General features: G+C 44.3%; 17 protein-coding genes. 8 read left to right on the plus strand and 9 right to left on the minus strand.

Features of this window, described 5'->3' with window-relative positions; translation table 11 throughout:
• The first annotated feature begins 24 nt into the window (after positions 1-24).
• Positions 25-459, plus strand: a complete 435-nt coding sequence (locus tag ACP7BU_RS09305; RefSeq protein WP_081401206.1) for an acyl-CoA thioesterase — start codon at positions 25-27, stop codon at positions 457-459.
• A gap of 8 nt (positions 460-467) precedes the next feature.
• Here ACP7BU_RS09305 and dnaX read toward each other — a convergent pair whose 3' ends face one another.
• The 5 genes from dnaX to ACP7BU_RS09330 form a co-directional block, all read right to left on the minus strand.
• Entirely contained in the window at positions 468-2600 is a 2133-nt protein-coding gene (gene dnaX, locus ACP7BU_RS09310) for a DNA polymerase III subunit gamma/tau (RefSeq protein ID WP_425879833.1), read from the minus strand.
• Positions 2601-2733: 133 nt separating this feature from the next.
• Positions 2734-3177 carry a copper resistance protein NlpE N-terminal domain-containing protein gene (locus ACP7BU_RS09315; RefSeq protein WP_121979770.1) on the minus strand — a complete coding sequence of 148 codons (444 nt, stop codon included), beginning with the start codon at positions 3175-3177 and terminating at the stop codon, positions 2734-2736.
• A gap of 78 nt (positions 3178-3255) precedes the next feature.
• Positions 3256-4521, minus strand: coding sequence for a serine hydrolase domain-containing protein (locus ACP7BU_RS09320; RefSeq protein ID WP_425879834.1), 1266 nt, complete (start codon positions 4519-4521; stop codon positions 3256-3258).
• 59 nt (positions 4522-4580) lie between these two features.
• Positions 4581-5435, minus strand: coding sequence for a MaoC family dehydratase (locus ACP7BU_RS09325; RefSeq protein ID WP_425879835.1), 855 nt, complete (start codon positions 5433-5435; stop codon positions 4581-4583).
• Between the two features lie 195 nt (positions 5436-5630).
• The gene (locus tag ACP7BU_RS09330) at positions 5631-7022 is read right to left on the minus strand and encodes a 3-oxoacyl-ACP reductase (RefSeq protein ID WP_425879836.1); all 1392 of its coding nucleotides are present in this window, start codon (positions 7020-7022) and stop codon (positions 5631-5633) included.
• A 240-nt stretch (positions 7023-7262) separates the two neighbouring features.
• Between ACP7BU_RS09330 and ACP7BU_RS09335 the strand changes: the two genes are divergently transcribed.
• Positions 7263-8780, plus strand: a complete 1518-nt coding sequence (locus tag ACP7BU_RS09335; protein WP_425879837.1) for an acetyl-CoA C-acetyltransferase — start codon at positions 7263-7265, stop codon at positions 8778-8780.
• 53 nt (positions 8781-8833) lie between these two features.
• Here ACP7BU_RS09335 and ACP7BU_RS09340 read toward each other — a convergent pair whose 3' ends face one another.
• Complete coding sequence (locus ACP7BU_RS09340; protein WP_425879838.1) at positions 8834-11017, minus strand: beta-propeller fold lactonase family protein; 2184 nt, start codon at positions 11015-11017, stop codon at positions 8834-8836.
• A gap of 175 nt (positions 11018-11192) precedes the next feature.
• The gene (gene aceI / locus ACP7BU_RS09345) at positions 11193-11630 is read right to left on the minus strand and encodes a chlorhexidine efflux PACE transporter AceI (RefSeq protein ID WP_191112486.1); all 438 of its coding nucleotides are present in this window, start codon (positions 11628-11630) and stop codon (positions 11193-11195) included.
• Positions 11631-11729: 99 nt separating this feature from the next.
• Between aceI and ACP7BU_RS09350 the strand changes: the two genes are divergently transcribed.
• From ACP7BU_RS09350 to ACP7BU_RS09365, 4 genes are all read left to right on the plus strand, one after another.
• On the plus strand, positions 11730-12620 hold the full coding sequence (locus ACP7BU_RS09350; protein ID WP_004278827.1) for a LysR family transcriptional regulator: 891 nt from the start codon (positions 11730-11732) through the stop codon (positions 12618-12620).
• Positions 12621-12709: 89 nt separating this feature from the next.
• Positions 12710-13687 (plus strand): transaldolase, encoded by a 978-nt coding sequence (gene tal / locus ACP7BU_RS09355; protein ID WP_425879839.1) that lies wholly within the window; start codon positions 12710-12712, stop codon positions 13685-13687.
• A gap of 75 nt (positions 13688-13762) precedes the next feature.
• On the plus strand, positions 13763-14422 hold the full coding sequence (gene leuE, locus ACP7BU_RS09360; RefSeq protein WP_004278829.1) for a leucine efflux protein LeuE: 660 nt from the start codon (positions 13763-13765) through the stop codon (positions 14420-14422).
• A 109-nt stretch (positions 14423-14531) separates the two neighbouring features.
• The gene (locus ACP7BU_RS09365) at positions 14532-15707 is read left to right on the plus strand and encodes a benzoate/H(+) symporter BenE family transporter (RefSeq protein ID WP_278357702.1); all 1176 of its coding nucleotides are present in this window, start codon (positions 14532-14534) and stop codon (positions 15705-15707) included.
• Between the two features lie 39 nt (positions 15708-15746).
• Here the strand turns inward: ACP7BU_RS09365 and ACP7BU_RS09370 are convergent, their stop codons facing one another.
• Both ACP7BU_RS09370 and ACP7BU_RS09375 read right to left on the minus strand, forming a co-directional pair.
• Positions 15747-16091, minus strand: a complete 345-nt coding sequence (locus tag ACP7BU_RS09370; protein WP_195725869.1) for an SMR family transporter — start codon at positions 16089-16091, stop codon at positions 15747-15749.
• A gap of 90 nt (positions 16092-16181) precedes the next feature.
• The gene (locus ACP7BU_RS09375) at positions 16182-17168 is read right to left on the minus strand and encodes an alpha/beta hydrolase (protein ID WP_425879840.1); all 987 of its coding nucleotides are present in this window, start codon (positions 17166-17168) and stop codon (positions 16182-16184) included.
• 266 nt (positions 17169-17434) lie between these two features.
• On the opposite strand from ACP7BU_RS09375, the gene ACP7BU_RS09380 reads away from it, so the two are divergent.
• Positions 17435-17878, plus strand: coding sequence for a universal stress protein (locus tag ACP7BU_RS09380; RefSeq protein ID WP_425879841.1), 444 nt, complete (start codon positions 17435-17437; stop codon positions 17876-17878).
• A gap of 132 nt (positions 17879-18010) precedes the next feature.
• The gene (locus ACP7BU_RS09385; protein WP_004278835.1) at positions 18011-18457 is read left to right on the plus strand and encodes a universal stress protein; all 447 of its coding nucleotides are present in this window, start codon (positions 18011-18013) and stop codon (positions 18455-18457) included.
• Positions 18458-18476 lie beyond the last annotated feature (19 nt).

An 18476-nucleotide genomic window follows, 5' to 3' on the forward strand; every position in this document is an offset into this window, starting at 1 on the left:
TATCTAGCCGAGGACTGAATAGTGATGAAAGCCACCATCAAACAGCGCGAACACTATACTTTTTTCCTGCCCATTCAAACCCGTTGGGCAGACAATGATCTGTACGGCCATGTCAACAATGTGACTTATTATAGTTATTTTGATACCGCAGCCAATGCCCTGCTGATTCAGGAAGCTGATTTTGATCCTAAATACTCCCCGATGATTGGCTTGGTAGTCAGCTCCAACTGTCAATTTAATCAGGAACTGTCTTATCCGGAAATTATTGAAGTGGGCGTGGCCATTGAAAGCATGGGAAATTCATCGCTCAGCTATGATCTGGCTATTTTTAAACGCAACTCAGATACAGCCGCTGCGCAAGGCAATTTTGTCCATGTATTTGTTGACCGTGAAACACGAAAAAGCACCCCGATTCCAGTCGAAATGCGGGATGCTTTATCTCGATTTGTTGTGACTTAACATCCAGCCTATTTCAGCTGAATATTTTGCAGTTCACCATCAAACTGCTGTAACAGATCGCGTACTGCCGGTTCAGCATGTAACAGTTCTTCGGCACGTTTAAAGGCACGTACCTTACGCTGATGCTGCATGGTATAGGGCGTTAACTGATCCACATTTTCAAATTTCACCTGGAAATTGGTTTGCGGCCATTGCTGTTGCAAAGCAGCTTCCAGATGATGTTGCAACTGGGTCAACAACTGCTGGTACTGTTCAGGAATATGGAAAACGGATTCGCCATTCATCTGACCAGTCATGATGCCATACTGCGCCAGTTCCTGTACCGCTGGAGAAAGCTGGCTATTACGGAACCAGTATTCCCATTTTTCTACGCTCCACTCGCCTTCTAAGGTTTGCTCAGGTATTTTTAAAATATCCTGTGGCATCAGATTCTGCGTATTTACATCTTGGGAAATATCTTCCAGCAAAGCTGTCTGTGCAACTGGCTGAACCGGAACTGTATTTTCAAGAGCAGGCTGAGCAATCGAATCCTGTGAAAGTCCCAATTCCGGTGCAGCAAGACTAAATTCCTCATCAGCAGGCATACTGTCTTGTGCTGGCTCGGTAGGGATGACAGCATCTGCAGGAATAAACTCTTCAAGCAGGAAATCATCCGAACTGTTGCTGGTAGCAGGTGCTTCTGGCGTACTCTCGATTTCATCAAAACCAAATAAGCCTTTGTCATCATTTGGATCAAAAATAATTTGATCACTAGACTGCACTTCTTCAATGGTGGTCTGAATTACTACGGGCTGGACAGATTCAGGCTCAGTGATGCTAGTTGGCTCGTCTTCATCCAAAAAATCATCCGAAGAAGGTTCAGACGCTGATGCGAAATCAATCTCCTCATCTGTCTCATCGTCCAGAGAAAAATCATCAAATACAGGCTCCGCTTCAAATGATTGTGTTTCTACGGACTCAGATTGAAGTTGTGTCTGAACGGGCTGCTGTAGACGTGTTGTACTGGTTGCTGCCTGTTGCGGTGCAGTCTCCTGCATCACCGGAATTTCGCTTGGCTGTAAGGGACGGAAAGCCAATAAACGTAGCACTGTCATCTCAAAACCTTGTTCCTGCGTAACTGCAAGCTGTAAATCGGCACGCCCCTTACAGGCAATCTGATAATAGAGTTGCAGGTCTTGTGCTGAAATTAGAGCCGATAATTGCATGATCTTTTGATTGATCTCTGCACTGTATTTCAGGCTCAGATCTGGCAGGTACTGCAATAAAGCCAGTTCATGCAATGTCGAAATCAGCTGGTCGAGCACCAACGATACATCCAGAGCCTGCTGGCGGAACTGCAATAATAACTCGCTAACACGTGCTTTCTGGTTCTGGTGAATCGCCAGAATCAGGTCATAAATAATAGTGCGGTCAATCAGACCGAGCATGTCTTTGACATCCTGATGCTGAATCGCACCCTGACCATAGGCAATCGCCTGATCGGTCAGAGACAAGGCATCACGCAGAGAACCTTGCGCAGATTCAGCAATCTGCCAGATCGCATCCTGATCAGACTGAATGCTTTCTTTGCTAAGAATATTGCCCAGATGTTCGGTAATTTCATCGACTGCCAATGGACGCAAAGTAAATTGCAGACAGCGAGAAATTACGGTAATTGGCAGTTTTTGCGGATCAGTGGTTGCAAACAGAAATTTGACATGTTCTGGCGGTTCTTCCAGCGTCTTTAACAGCGCATTGAAAGAATGCGTGGACAGCATGTGCACTTCATCGATCAGGTAGACCTTAAAGCGGCCTTGAGTCGGTGCATAAGGAACATTGTCGAGCAGCTCGCGGGTATCTTCGACCTTGGTGCGTGATGCTGCATCGATTTCGATTAAATCAATAAAACGACCTTCATTGACTGCGGTACAGGTCGCACAGACCTCACAAGGCGTCGAGGTAATACCGGTCTCGCAGTTCAAGCACTTCGCCAAAATACGTGCAATCGTGGTTTTTCCGACACCACGCGTTCCCGTAAACAAATAGGCATGATGCAAACGGCCACGTTCGAGCGCGCTGGTTAAAGCACGTGATACATGGTTTTGCCCCACCAATTCATTAAAATTACGAGGACGGTATTTTCGCGCAAGTACTTGATACATGTATGCTCCTTTTTACAGGTCTAAGCATACTGTTTTTTTATAAAATAGTGAAATGAATGCCGGTTTATAAAGAATAAAAATCCCTTGATCAAAATCATTGAAAAAGGGATATAAAACAGATGCTTTTTTAAAATTAGACCGATTCAAACAGGATAAAGTCACTTTGCATTTGGTAGCGTTTGCCTGTTTGATCTTCACGAATTTCCAAAACATGCTTTTTCAGATCGACATAGAGCAGATTTCGGGTATCGACATTCAGCAGTTCAATCTTTTGTTGTGATTCATCCTGAAACCGAATCTGCCCGCTCATCGTTTCAATTTCATTATGACCACTTAAACTTTCACGCTGTAAAGTAAAGGTCTGATCTTCATTCAAGGTCAAAGCCACTGCCATGCCTGGACAGTCTTCACAACTTGAAAAGCATCCCATACATGGCGTCGTGCCCTGATAATTCCCGACCCAGGCAGGAATCTGAGCTTTGGCTTCCATCACCGTTTTTGCAGCCGGCTGATTCGGCTCCTGACATCCGAATAAGGCACTGCTTGCGACCAGAGGAATCACCAGCACTTTTTTCATTACTTCACACCACAGCCATGGACTGCGCGACAAAATAACATATTTAGCTGATGGGCTAAACTCCCAAATCAGGGATATTTAGCGCCAGCCTTTGCGACCGGTCAGTACCGCATCCGCACAGCGCAAGGTTTCCTGCGTCAGGCCCCAAAGACGGTAATCTCCGGTCAATGAACCTGTAGGAAAGTTATGTGTATAGGCAAAACTTAAACCGCGCTCAGGATCGCACCAAGCACCAGAGCCATTAAAACCCATATGACCAAAACCTTTAGAGGCTTTTCCTAAAGTGAGAACACGGTGATAACCCAAGCGCCAGTGCATCGGTAAAGGCATGACCCGATCTCGTGTTTTGTATTGCACCTGACTAAGTTGTGGGAACACTTCCGGCGAAATGAATTGTTGTCCTTGCCATTCACCACGATTCGCTAACATGGCATAGATTTTTGCCAGACTCTCTGCAGTAAAGACACCGTTAGCAGATGGGATAATGGCTTTTAGCCCCTGTTCACTAAAAAAACTAAATTTCTTCATGCCTTTGGGAATCATGGCATCCTGAAAATCCTGAGGATCCTGCCCGCTAAAGACCAAGGCTCGCTCCATCAGGTTCGGCTTTCTTGGTGTGGTTTTTTTCGAAGTCTGTGTTTGAGACTTGGTTATCTTAGGCTTTAAAATAGGTAAGGCCACCCGAGCCAACTCATTCGTCGGCACGCTGAAATAGGCGCCATTTAATTGTAATGGCTGAACCAGATATTCCTTCATCAGTACACCCAGTTTTTTACCTGTTGCTTTTTCCAGTACACCACCCACCTGCCAACCAAAGGTCAGCGGTTGATAAGCGGCATCTGTAGCAACCTGAAAACGTGGTTCTGCTGTCGCAATCCGGTCCAGCATATGCGACCAGTCGGCCATTTCAGTGGCATCATCAATCATATTACGGATATCAAACAGGCCACTTTGATGACTGAGCATATGTGCCAGAGTAATATTTTCTTTACCATTTTGTGCAAATTCAGACCAGTATTCTGCAACCGGTCGATCATAATCCAGATAACCTTGACTGACCAGAATATGCGCCAAAGTCGCCAGCACACCTTTACCTGTGGAATAACACAGCGACATGGTATCCGGTTGCCAGTTTTCAGTGACAGACTTTTTACCGGTATAAATATCGACGACCTTTTGTCCCTCAAAATATACCACTAGTGCGGCACCACCCTGTTCGGTACGTGCATCCTGCAAACGGCTAAACTGACGGGCAAGGTCACTGAAACGCTCATCGACATTGCCCTGATAATTATGCTGATCAGCAAACAGATAATCTTTAATTGGCTGCATCATTCTATCCATAGAATATTGATCCCTTAAAATGAAAAAGCCTAAATCGGGTTTAGGCTTTTGATTCAGATTTAAATTGCTTTGATATGGCCGGTGACGTGTGGTTTTTGATTTTTACTGCTTCGTATCAGAAAATCTGTATCATTGGCTGCCTGTGCCGTCAGGAACTCAACTTTAGATGGCAAGTACATCGGCAACTTGAACCAGACATCAGCTTCATAAGCATCTGGCAATGACAGATTCGCCAGTGCTTTGGCCTTGCTCCACATACCATGTGCAATCGCCTGTTTAAAACCAAAAGCTTTCGCTGTGACTGCATGAATATGGATCAAGTTAAAGTCGCCTGAGGTCATGGCATAACGACGACCAGTATTCTCCGAGATGTTCCATTCATTATTGAGTATATATTCTGGCGCTTGGCTTTCTGCAGGTTTTGCAGCAGCTTTAGCATTGGTCTTTTGACGTGACAGATAAGTCGTCAATGCTTCAACTACGACCTCGCCTCCCACTTTGACTGTAGTAATGAAATCAAACTGCACGCCTTTATCGTGCGGCTGCAATTCGCCAAATTTGCATGCTAGGGTCAAGGTTTCATTGACGCCGATTTTACGGTATTGCTTCACTTGGTTACGGATATGTACCAGACCCAAGATCGGAAACGGAAATGCTTCTGAAGTCATCATGTGCATTTGTAGACTTTGTGAAAGCACCGTCAGATAGATTGCTGGAATATAACCATTATTTTTAAAACCGCAGACTTCATTATAGGCTTTCAGATGTTTTTGATCGACCTTGAATGAATCCACCACATATTCAACTTGCGGTAGAACTTTTTCAGCTTTCGGCTTTTTAAAAATCAAGCCTTGAATCACTTTTGGATAGGCTAAATAAGGTTTTGGAAATTGACTAAAATGGCGCGTATTCATACTGAACCTTTGGAAATTTTATTATTTCAATTTGTCTAAATGCACCTTCTCTTGCGCCATATATGGCTCTGGGAGAAGGCTGGGATGAGGGTCAATTCATCCCATTTTTCATTTAATTTTTACCTCTCCCTAACCTTCTCCTTAAAGGAGAGGGATATCTCCCTCTTTCATAAAGGGAGATTTAGGGGGATTCTATTAAGCCCCTAAAAGACTTTGACCACATACACGTACCACGTTGCCATTTAAACCTGTTGATGCAGTAGCAGCAAACATTGCAATCGTTTCTGCAACATCGACAGGTAGACCGCCTTGACTCATCGAATTCATACGGCGGCCCGCTTCACGGATCGCAAATGGAATCGCAGCCGTCATTTGTGTTTCGATAAAGCCCGGTGCAACGGCATTAATGGTTATACCATTTTTTAATGTCGGTGCTGTGAATTTTACTAAACCAATCACACCGGCTTTAGAGGCTGCATAGTTGGTTTGACCCAGGTTACCTGCAATCCCTGAAATTGAGGATACACAGATAATACGGCCATTGGCATTTAGACCATCGTGGGAAATTAAATAATCATTCACGCGTTCTATTGCAGACAAGTTGATATTAATCACCAGATCCCACAGCTCAGGCTTCATATTGGCCAAGGTCTTGTCACGGGTAATTCCGGCATTATGTACAATAATATCCAGACCACCATGCTCAACTGCCGCTGCCTTGATCTTTTCACCTGCATCTGCAGCTGTAATGTCAATAGCCAAGGTAGAACCGCCGATCTCACTAGCTACACGATCAAGGTCAGCCTGCTGTTGTAGAACATCCAGACAGATGACATGTGCACCATCACGGGCCAATACATGGGCAATCGCTTCACCAATACCACGGCTTGCGCCTGTCACAACCGCAGTTTTACCCGCTAATGGCTTGGTCCAGTCTACGTCTACTTTTTCAGCTGGTGAAACACGGATCACCTGACCAGAAACATAGGCAGAACGAGGAGAAACCGCAAAACGTAATGCAGACTCAAGATTCGCTTCAGCACCTGCATCAACATAGATCAGGTTTGCTGCGATACCTTTCTTGAATTCTTTAGCCACTGATTTCACAAAACCTTCCAGTACACGTTGAGCAATCGCCTGGCTTACTGATTTTGCGGTTTCAGGTGTAGTACCGACAATCACTACACGACCAGAACTCTGGATCTGACGCGCAATCGGGTTAAAGAAATCATAAAGTGATTTTAACTGTTCTGAATTTTCGATCCCTGAAGCATCAAAAATAACGACCTTGAATTTTGATTCTTTATCGCCCGGGTTAAATGCACCCAGATTCAGCCCGGATGCTGCAGCCGCCTGTTGCAACTCAGCATTATTACCTGCATAGCTGTTGGCATAAATATTTGCCAGAACCTGAGCAATAGCACCCGTCAATGGACTTGCTGGTGCTGCACCCAATAATACTGCGCCTTTTACCACTGGCGTAGCAGACTCAAAACGGTCTAAAGAAGTTGGGGATGGCAGACCCAAATTTTTAATGACAAATTTACCAATAGGAGATTTTGCAAAAGTTTGGTACTGATCAGTCATGTTTATTATCTCTCATACAAATTAATTTTTGGTTGATCTAAAGTTATCCTTAAACTTCAATATGATGCCAGACACATATATTTCAATAGATCCGCCAGATTCCGCCCAATCATACTTGAGATAATAGGCAGATGACTTGACCTGAGCGCAGTCTGTAATGTCATTGTAGTCAATACAGCCTATCCTCTTCTATGCTAATGTAAGCGCCAAGAAGACGATCTATTTGCCTGGTAAAGCCTTATGAGCAAAACAACTCAAGAAAATCCAGCAGTCGAGAACTCTGCGACAGAAACTGTGTCAAAACCATCAACGCGTACCAAGCGTAGCACTAAAAATACTGACACAGCCACTGGGACAGAAAAAAGTCCGACTAAAACCACGCGTACACGCAGCACACCTGCCCGTGCCAAAAATATGACTTCATCTGAAAAAGATTCAACCTCTACAACACAGACTTCTGTTCTACAGGAACCAAACATGAGCCAAAATACAGTTCGCCGCGTTGCGATTATCGGTGGTAACCGCATTCCATTTTCACGTTCTAATGGTGCTTACTTTACGGCATCCAATACTGACATGTTTACAGCAACCCTGAACGGCCTGGTTGAACGCTTTAATCTGCAAGGTCAACGCTTAGGTGAAGTGGTTGCGGGTGCAGTACTGAAACACAGCCGTGACTTCAATATGACTCGTGAATGCGTATTAAACACTGCGCTTGCACCTGAAACGCCTGCTTATGACATCCAGCAGGCATGTGGTACCGGTTTGCAAGCAGCATTTCTTGTTGCCAACAAGATTGCTTTAGGTCAAATCGAAGTAGGCATTGCAGGTGGTGTAGATACGACTTCTGATGCACCGATTGCTTTTGGTGATGGTTTACGTAAAGCACTGCTTGAGCTAAACATTGCAAAAACTGCAAAAGACCGTCTAAAAGCATTGACCAAGATCAATGTGAAAGACCTGATGGATGCACCAAAAAATGGCGAGCCACGTACAGGTCTGTCTATGGGTGATCATCAGGCGATTACCACACTGGAATGGGGAATTTCCCGTGAAGCACAGGACGAACTGGCAGCATCTTCACACCAGAAAATGGCTGCAGCGTATGAAGAAGGTTTCTTTGATGACCTGATCACACCATTCCTGGGTCTTAAGCGTGACAATAACCTGCGTGCAGACTCAAGTGTTGAAAAACTGGCGAAATTAAAACCGGCCTTTGGTAAGGGCGATGCGCGCACCATGACAGCAGGTAACTCTACACCGCTGACAGATGGTGCTTCTTGTGTGCTATTGGCTTCTGAGGAATGGGCCAAGGCAAATGGCCATGAAGTGTTGGCTTACCTGACTTTCCAGGAAACTGCTGCAGTTGACTTTGTAGAGAAAAAAGAAGGCCTGTTGATGGCGCCTGCTTATGCCGTGCCGCGTATGCTGGAGCGTGCAGGTCTGAAACTGCAAGACTTTGACTATTACGAAATTCATGAAGCTTTTGCATCTCAAGTATTGTCTACGCTGAAAGCTTGGGAAGATCCGAAATTCTGTAAAGAGCGTTTAGGTCTGGACGCTCCACTGGGTTCAATTGACCGTGCAAAATTGAACGTAAAAGGCTCTTCACTTGCTGCCGGTCACCCGTTTGCAGCAACTGGCGGTCGTATCATTGCGACAGCAGCAAAACTGATTAACCAGAAAGGTTCAGGTCGCGTACTGGTATCGATCTGTGCAGCCGGTGGTCAAGGTGTAACGGCGATTATTGAAAAATAATCCGTTGACCGATCTAATTAAAAAGCCCCTCAAATGAGGGGCTTTTTTATGACTTATTGATTTGGCAGTGGGTTATTTTTGAAGTATTCATCCACTTTATTCCACGGTGCAGTCGATGCCACGCCTTTCACCATATTCTGGTTCACACCCTGACAAAGTGCATTGTCCGGCGTCAAATGAAAAGCATTTACATTTGGATCCATATAAGGAATTGAGCCTGGACGGCGCTGGAAATAGAAGTTTAACCAATCGACGATAGCTTCAAAGCCATAATTCGACATGGCCCAGGCACTATTATGCCCGCCCCAATGATGACCAAATTCATGTGCAATAATTCGATAACCAGATAATCTGTAATGGCCATAGAATAACCAAGTATCTACTCCTAATACTGCTCCACCACCTAAACCACCACCCATATTGGTAATGCCAAGATTAATTTCATTGCGGTTAAGAATTTCCCGATAGATCCGGACATAATCTTCTGGCTGAAAGAAACCATTCGGCCCTTCTACCTGACCATCATTGCCAAAAAAATCGTGTCCCATGACCGCTTTATGGTTAAACCATAAGGTTTCAAATTCTGGAGTACTGAGCATATAGGCCAGATTGGTCATCATCATGACCCATTCCCGGGCATAGACCGGCGTAATACGACACCATTTATTCGGTTCATCATAGGTACCAAAATAAATTTTCCATTTGGCTTTAATCTGGTTCAGCTTTTTGACGTGCTCATCGGTCTCAGAGTTAATTTTCAGATCAAAAATATTGCTTGGATTTTGCGTGGTCTGACTCAGACCTGCTAGCTGGATCGAGCCTGTGCCATCGAGCAACGGGAAACGGGATTGATCGGTCAGTTTGAGATCAAAGCTGGCATTCGAAAATGGCGTCAACTGATCCAGCTTTGCCAAAATCACCCAGTCTTCTGAGTTTTTAATCTTGGCACGAATCTGCAAATCACGTACAGGCACAGCACTGTAGCTTTGCAAATGCAGGCGATTGCCATTTAGGGTTGCCGATAAAATATGGTCCATATAGACATGACGCTGGCTGCTATTGGTCAAGGTTTCCCATGATTCACCATCCTGCAAGACACGGCTTCTCTCGCGTGCTTTAGATTCGGTTAAAATCATAGCTTGGTTTAGCTGGGTGGATTTATTCTGTTGCAGGGTCAGCATTGGCAGAATATAAATTTTCTGATTGGCCATGTGTAATAGATTCTGACCATAAATATAAAGATCGCTGGCTTTAGCTATTCGGCTGCTCTGGTTTTGCCCTTTTAAAATACAGTCTCGGAAGGTATCCACACTTTTATTGGGTAAGATAGACTCCAAGTTAAAAGATTTTTCCCGGTAGCTTTCTACAGTGCCATCATTCCGTGACACATAAACCAAGCCATCATTATGGCGATGCATGACTGCCGACAAATTGGTTTCTGTTAAAATGGGCGCAATATTATTTTCATTTTCCTGAATCTGATTGATATCGTGGACATAGGTCATACCATCCGGCAGGCTGGTATACAGATAATCACCTATGACTTCCATGCGTGCATTACAGTTGCGCGCACAGCCCGGCAAGCTGAGCCGTGCAAATTTCCGCGCTTTTAAATGGTTTTGCGCCGTTACATCACTTTGACGCCACACATTAATGCGGCCTTCAATATCAGGCACATACACATAACGGTCGTCAGCAGTCACCGCATTGCTATGTACCAGCGCGTAATTAAGCGCATCGCCCCACCATACACCTGTGCCGAGTGCCATAATGAAGTTCGGTTGCTCGCTATTAATATCTAAAACATCAATTCGGTTCGAGCCATAATTGGCCACATACAAACGCCCTGCTTGAATTTCCAGATCATTCAGGCTATCCCATTTTTTGGCCAGACCCGAAATTTTCGTAGGATCAATCGCACTGAGTGCACGTTTTTGTTTTAAGTCATAACGTAAAATATTCGATTCGGCCTGACTATTGGCAATATAAAGCACATCGCCATTCACCACCATGGCGGTGGGATTCCAGGTTTTCAGACCAAAATTCCCTGCTGTTAATTCTGAACCTACATCCAGAACCTTAAATTCCGCAATTTTGCTCAGTTGCTCTCCCGTACTGGGTGATGTCATTGAATCTGGCCCTGTTGGCTGTGAGGTACTGCTATCGCTTCCTCCACCCCCACAACCAGACATCAGCAACACGATGGACACTGACAAGGTCACTCGTCTAAATAGCATTGAATTCCCCAATAAATTTTAAAATTAAAATAAAAAATCAATGTCTTATATCTTAATTTTCAGTTGGGTTCGAGCATAAAAAATGAGGACTTGATCAAGTCCTCATCGCTGAATATTTCACCTTTCGCATTCTGAAAAGGGAGTCTAAACTGTGTGGTATTTTTTATGGCATATTTTATGATGAGATTTTCCGATAATCCGGCTGGAGCCCTAGTCTGGCTTCTAGATGATCATAAATCCACTGAAAGATAAAGGTATATACGAGAATACAAAGGGTTAGAGCTAAGTCTAGCAGAAAGGCCTGAGCCAGACTCATGTGTAAGGCATAAGCCACCATCGGAATGGTCGCCAGCATCAAACCGCCTTCAAAGCCAATTGCATGAGCAATCCGCACTTTAACGCTTCTTTTTAAACGATGTTTAGCTTCAAACTTTTCAAAATAGTGATTAAACAGCATATTCCAAAATACTGAAGTCACAGCCATAGCAATCCCGAGCGCACCTGTTACCTCAAGGGGCATATGCATCAGTGTACTTAAAAGGACAGCAATCACGACCAGTAAAATGCCTTCATATAAGGCAGCATGAATTAGTCTTCTTTTGGAAATTAACATATTAAATCAGCTCAATTCATTACATGATGCAAGAATTTTATTTCTTTAAATCTGATTATTCGAGTTAGAATCTATCAATAAAAATGAAAGATTAAAGATATGAATGTTAATCAAGAACAGCTACTGATGTTTAAAACTGTGATGGAAACCGGTTCTTTCTCTGCGGCTGCCCGTCAACTAGGTAAAGTACCTTCCGCAGTCAGCATGGCCATTGCCAATCTGGAAATTGACCTGAATCTAGAACTGTTTCAGCGTATAGGTCGTGAACCAAAACCGACCGCACAGGCGCAGGTATTGTATGAAAAAACCCAGCAACTTCTGGTCGAAATGAATCAGTGGAAACAGCATGCTCAAGCCCTAAGTTCAGGCCTGGAATCTGAACTGAATATTGTGGTGGTTTCAGAATTACTGCATACGCGTTGGACCGATTATATCGTGTTACTGGAACAGGAATTTCCTGCACTGCAAGTCAATGTATTTAGTGCACCTCAGGAAGATGCACATCGTATGCTGTTCGAAGGTTCAGCGCAGCTGGCCCTGATGTTTGAACGCGAACAACTGGAAACACGGGAACAGTTTGTGGAATTGAAACGTGAGGTACTGGTCGCTGTAATCGCCAAACAGCATCCCCTAAGTCAATTCGATCAAGTCAGTTATGAACAGATTTTGCAAAACAGGCAGATTGTGGTGGCCAGTCGGGATCGCACCATCAAGCCGGAACTACTCTTTTCACGAAATTACTGGCGCACCGACAACCATCACTCGGCTTGCAGCATGATTCAGCAAGGACTGGGCTGGGGGGTTCTGCCACTCGAAATGCTGAATGAGCAGCCACATTTGCAAGATCAGTTACAGGTTCTCAACCTGCTCGATTTCACCCCAAAGTTTGAATATTTTGTTGATCTGGTCTGGAGCAGAGAAACCCGATTAGGCACAGCTGCTCATTTTTTGATTAATCACTTGCGCAAACAACGTAAAACCGGGCATTAATCACAGAAATTCAACGACAGTCTACTTGGTAAACCGGCCATTTATGATATATAAGAAAGCATAAGCAATAACCATAGAACTAGATCGTAATGACATTAACTGCATTAAACCAATTAAAAAACTTGACGACCATTGTGGCAGACAGCAGTGATTTGAGTGCCATTGAAAAATTTCGTCCGCTTGATGCAACCACCAATCCATCGCTGATTACTGCAGCAGCGAAACAACCTGAAAATCAGGCCTTGATTGAAGCTGCTTTTCAGCAAGCCCAGCAAGAAGGCTATACAGATGACGCCCTGATTGAACGTACCATTGATATTTTGACGGTCAAATTCGGTGTAGAAATCTTAAAACTGATTGAAGGTCGTGTTTCAACGGAAGTCGATGCTTCGCTGTCCTTTAATACTGAAGCTACCATTGCCAAAGCCAAAGAGTTACTGGCACTTTATGCGCAATATGGAATTGACTCAGACCGCATTCTGATCAAGATCGCGTCTACCTGGGAAGGCATTCAGGCAGCGAAAGCACTGGAAGAACAAGGCATTCATACCAATCTGACTTTATTGTTTGGTCAGCATCAGGCCCATGCCTGTGCTGATGCCAAAGTAACATTAATCTCGCCTTTTGTCGGCCGTATTCTGGACTGGTACAAAAAAGCTGAAGGCGTTGAGTCTTACCCGATTGAAAAAGATCCGGGTGTACTTTCGGTTAAGCGTATTTATGAATTTTATAAAGCGCATGGTATTCAGACTGAAATCATGGGTGCCAGCTTCCGCAGTATTGATCAGGTTCTAGGCTTGAGCGGCTGTGACCTGCTCACGGTAGCACCAAACCTGCTGGCCGAACTGGAAAATGATCAGCGTGAAGTGCAGGCCCAACTCTCAGCCAAAGATATTAAAGTTCAAGGTGAACTCAGCCCAATCAGCCCTGCCGATTTTGAAGCACAACTGAAACAGAATCCGATGGCCAGTGAATTATTGCAAGGCGGCATTGACGGTTTCATTAAAGCCCGTGAGCAACTGGCTGCTTTATTACGTGAAACTTTCCTGAGTACCACTGAGATTTAAAGAAAATTTAGCAAATTTCTCCAAGCCGATGTTGCTATAATGCCGCATCGGCTTTTTTGTTCATGCGAGTTTTTCGTGTTTGGTATCACAGATCTAACGACCTTTATCATTGGAACCACGTTGATTGTGCTACTGCCCGGGCCGAATTCCCTGTATGTCATGTCGATTGCTTCGCGCTTTGGGATTAAGACGGGATATATGGGTGCCTTGGGGGTTTATACGGGCGATCTGATCCTGATTATATGTACAGCATTGGGAGCAGCTTCTTTACTGCATGCCTTTCCGGTACTGTTTATTGCACTGAAAGTTATTGGAGCGATCTATCTCAGTTACTTGGGTATCAAGCTAATCATTGCGGCCTACCAGACTTTCTTTCCGGAAAAGTCATCACAACGCGTCCAGATTAAAAAGACGACTCCAGATACGGTAGAATCTGTTCAGCCCTTTCGTACAGCGCTCACAATCAGTATTTTAAATCCCAAAGCGATTCTGTTTTATCTGTCTTTTTTTGTGCAGTTTGTCGATCCTGCCTATCCTTATCCAGCCCTGACATTCACGCTTCTGGCTGTAATCTTGCAATTGATCAGTATGACCTATCTGTCGATCCTGATTTTTTCTGGTGTAAAACTGGCGTCCTATTTCAACCAAAATTATAAAGTGACTGCCAGCTGTGTCGCAGCGGTCGGGATCCTGTTTTGCGGTTTTGGCCTTAAACTGGCGACTTCAACTTTCTAGCAATGATCGGCTTCAAACCAGTAGACCTTTGGATAAAATTGTTAAAAACATTGTGTTGATACGTGAAAAGCGTATGATTTAAACGCATTTAAAAATAGTGTCATGGATGATGCCAAAACTTTTACAAGATTTCTCCTTTCCTGCCGTCATGGCCGGTTTTATTACCTGCATGATTGGTATTAGTGTTTCCGCCGTACTGGTCATTGAAGCTGCGCAAAGCCTAGGTGCTAATCAGGCACAAATTAGCTCCTGGTTATGGGCACTGGGTATAGGTATTGGAGTTTCTGGATTTTTGCTTTCCTGGAAATATCGTTATCCGATTTCAACCGCCTGGTCGACTGCCGGTCTGGCACTGGTCATTGCTTCTGCCGGTCACTATAGTCTGGGTGAAGCAATTGGCGCTTTTCTGATTTCTGGCATCCTGATTGCCTGTCTGGGATTTTTTGGAATTTTCGAGCGAATTTTCCAGTTTATTCCACAAAGTTTGACCAGTGCCATGCTGGCAGGTGTTTTATTAAAATTTGGCATCTCGGTCTTTGGCAGTCTGCAACAGTCCTGGGAATTCGTGCTTTGTGTACTGGCGATTTATCTGGTTTCCAAAAAACTGAGTACGCGCTATAGCATCGTGATTACCGTGTTAATGGCTATTGCCCTCTGTCCGTTCTTTATTAATTTTACTATTCCGCAGCTGAACTGGAGTATTGCCCAGCCGGTATGGATTACACCTGAATTTAGCCTGCAAGCTGTTTTAGGACTGGCCTTACCTTTAATGGTGATTAATCTGGCATCGCAATACCTGCCTGGCTTGGCCGTCATCAAAAGTTATGGTTATCCGCCGAAAGTAAATTCTATTCTAGGCTGGACGGGTATTACACAGACTATGCTGGCGCCCTTTGGCTGTTTCAGTGTCAATCTTGCCGCAATCAGTGCGGCAGTCAGTCTGGATGCCCAAGCGCATCCTGATCCGGCCAAACGTTATATTGCAGGGATGAGCTGCGGCCTGTTTTATATTCTGATGGGTTTTTTTGCTGCGACCTTGACCAGTGTACTGATGGCTTTTCCAGGGATTCTGATTACAGTCTTGGCAGGCATTGCCCTGTTTGGCACCATTGGCCACAATATTGCGCTGGCTTTTCAGGACAGTCACGACCGTGAAGCGGCACTGATGACATTCCTGTTTAGTGCCTCTAATATTCAGTTTTTCGGTATTGGTTCAGCTTTCTGGGGACTGCTACTTGGTTTGACGGTTTATTTGCTGTTTAAGCTTAAACCGCAAGTGGCGTAAGCTTATTGTAGAAATGAGGCAATTACTTTTGCTGCCTTTTTAATGCCCAGCAGTTTGGGAAAACAGGTTAATCACCACCACACCGGAAATGATCAGTGCAATCCCGATAAAAGCGGGCACATCCAGCGCCTGCTTAAAGATTACATAGCCTACGATTGCCGTAAGAACGATGCCTACTCCCGCCCAGATCGCATAGGCAATGCCTAAAGGAATGACTTTAATGACCTGAGACAGCAAATAAAACGCAATACAGAATAAAATGACTACAGCCAGAGATGGCCATAATCGGGTAAAGCCTTCTGACTTCACCAGAAATGTTGATCCAGTCACTTCGGCAATAATAGCCAACGCCAACAACAAATATGCCCATGAGACAGGATTCATTTTTTAAACTCCAAACAATTTTTCAATGATTGCTGTCGGGACGATCTGACATGATCAATCTTGAAAGATTTATTTTTCACAATTTTCTCTTCAAGGTGAAAGCTGATGTAAAAAATCCAGGGTTTTGACAAAGGTTTGCTGACTTTCCTTTTTGCCCATAAAAAACTGATATTCATGAATGAGCCAGGTTTTAGACTCTGGATAAAATATTTCAGTCACAGGAACCTGCTGTTCCTTCAAAGCTTTTACAAATGGTAGGGACTGAGTATCGGTCAGAAAATCCTTGTTCCCGCCACTGATGAACACTGGCGGATAAGACGGCGTAATATACTGAATCGGAGAAATCTGCTTTAAAAACTCGGCATCATGTTTACGCTCGCCGGTATAAGCCTGAATCAGGTTAAAGACACCCCATTCGATAATTTTCATTTCTTCAGGTGCTGTGCTGGCAAATGCTTCCAAGTCATAAATTCCACAATGCAAGATTAAACCTTTAAGCTGCGTAGGTTGCAGATGAGGCTGAATACCGGATTGGTCGGCAAATACAGGATTGGTCAAAAGCGCGGCGTAATGGCTGGCCATATTCGCCCCGGCAGAATCTCCGGCCAGATATAAGTTCTGGGCATCGATTTGGTAGGTGTCTGCATAGGTATCGAGAAATTCAAGTGCCTGATTGATCTGGTGTAACTGGCTTGGATAGGTCACTTGTGGCGCAAACTGATATTGCACGGATACCACGTTATAGCCCTGTGCCGCCAGCAGCTTGAAATAACCCCGTGCATGTTCTTTAGAACCTGAAATCCAGCCGCCGCCATGAATCCAGACAATGGTCGGTCGTGGGCCAATACTGGCAATATTCTGCGGCTGATACAGATCCAGAGATAATTTCTGTTGCGGCGCATAGGCAATATTCTGCTGCACGATAACCGCACTAGGTGCATAACGATCCATCACTTTTTGCTGCAAGCCTGTGGTCAGGTTAAAAGCACCGGCAATGACTTTACTGTTCTGTGCGGTCTGACAGCCGGAAAGAATAACTGAACTTATGAGCAAAAGATGAATGGCAAAAAACCTCAAAACAGTCCCCTATACATGATCTAAAAACAGGCTACGGCAGTTTAAACTATCCTGCTGCAAACAAGGACTATTCATCCTCTTATTTTTGATCACTAAAACTGCAATTCCGAGTTTTTTACTCTGTTTTTTTCATCACTTTTACATGAAAAATATTTGTAATTTAATGAGTTTTTTCAATTTTACCGCTTTTTTGCAATTGCACCCGCCACAGCACTGTGCTATCAATAAACCAAGCCTAAAAATCAGACAACCTGCGGAGAAAAGCCATGGCTTATCAACATATTTTAGTCCCAGTGGACGGTTCAGAAATTTCCTTTTCTGCAGTACAACATGCTGCCAAAATTGCCAAGGCATTCGGTAGTCAGCTTTCCCTGATCAGCCTGATCGCAGAAGATCCTTTTACCGAGGCTGATTTCTATTATAGCTCCTCCATCATGAAGGAATATTTTATCGAAGCACATGCCAATGCCAAAAAGGCCTTGAAAGAAGCCACTGCCATCGCAGCCGGTGAAGGTATTGAAGCGCAATCCCGCATTGTCACAGGTTTAGTCAATGCAGAGCATATTGCTGAAACCGCGGGTGAAGTGAAAGCAGACCTGATTGTTATGGGTTCTCATGGCCGTAAAGGCTTCCAGAAAATGATTCTGGGCAGCTTTGCACAAGATGTATTGGGTGCGAGTGAAATTCCCGTACTGATCGTGAAAAAATAATCCTGACGCTGCGCATCTTCAAGATGCGCAGTACTTGCTACTTTACATTTGAACCTCTAGCAAAACATGCTGTGGAGATTTACTCGCTCAACCCCCCCCCGCTTACTGCAATAATAAATATGAGGAAGCACCATGAATAACTATGATCATCTTCTCGTAGCACTCGATGAGTCCTCGATTTCCTATGCTGCCGCAGATCACGCCCTGGAACTGGCCAAAGTATTTCATAGCCATGTCACTTTACTCAGTGTGATTGCGGTAGATCCCTTTAAGGGCGTAGATTTTTACAAAGTTGCTCCAGCAGTCACAGATTACTTTATGCATGCAGAACAAAATGCACTTGATCGTTTAAATGAACTGAAACTGAACTTTGTTCGTGATGGCATCCAGGTGACGACAAAAATCCTGCATGGCATGGCACCGTCAGAAGGCATTATGCAGGCTGCAAATGAATCCCCGACCGATATGATCATTATGGGTTCACATGGTCGTAAAGGTCTGCAAAAACTTATGCTGGGCAGTGTCGCTCAGAATGTTCTGGCACTTTCCTCTATTCCAGTCCTCATCGTCAGACAATAAGATGCTTGATCAAAGCCTG

Source organism: Acinetobacter sp. 40AMC3-4 (assembly GCF_049898185.1).
Classification (GTDB): domain Bacteria; phylum Pseudomonadota; class Gammaproteobacteria; order Pseudomonadales; family Moraxellaceae; genus Acinetobacter.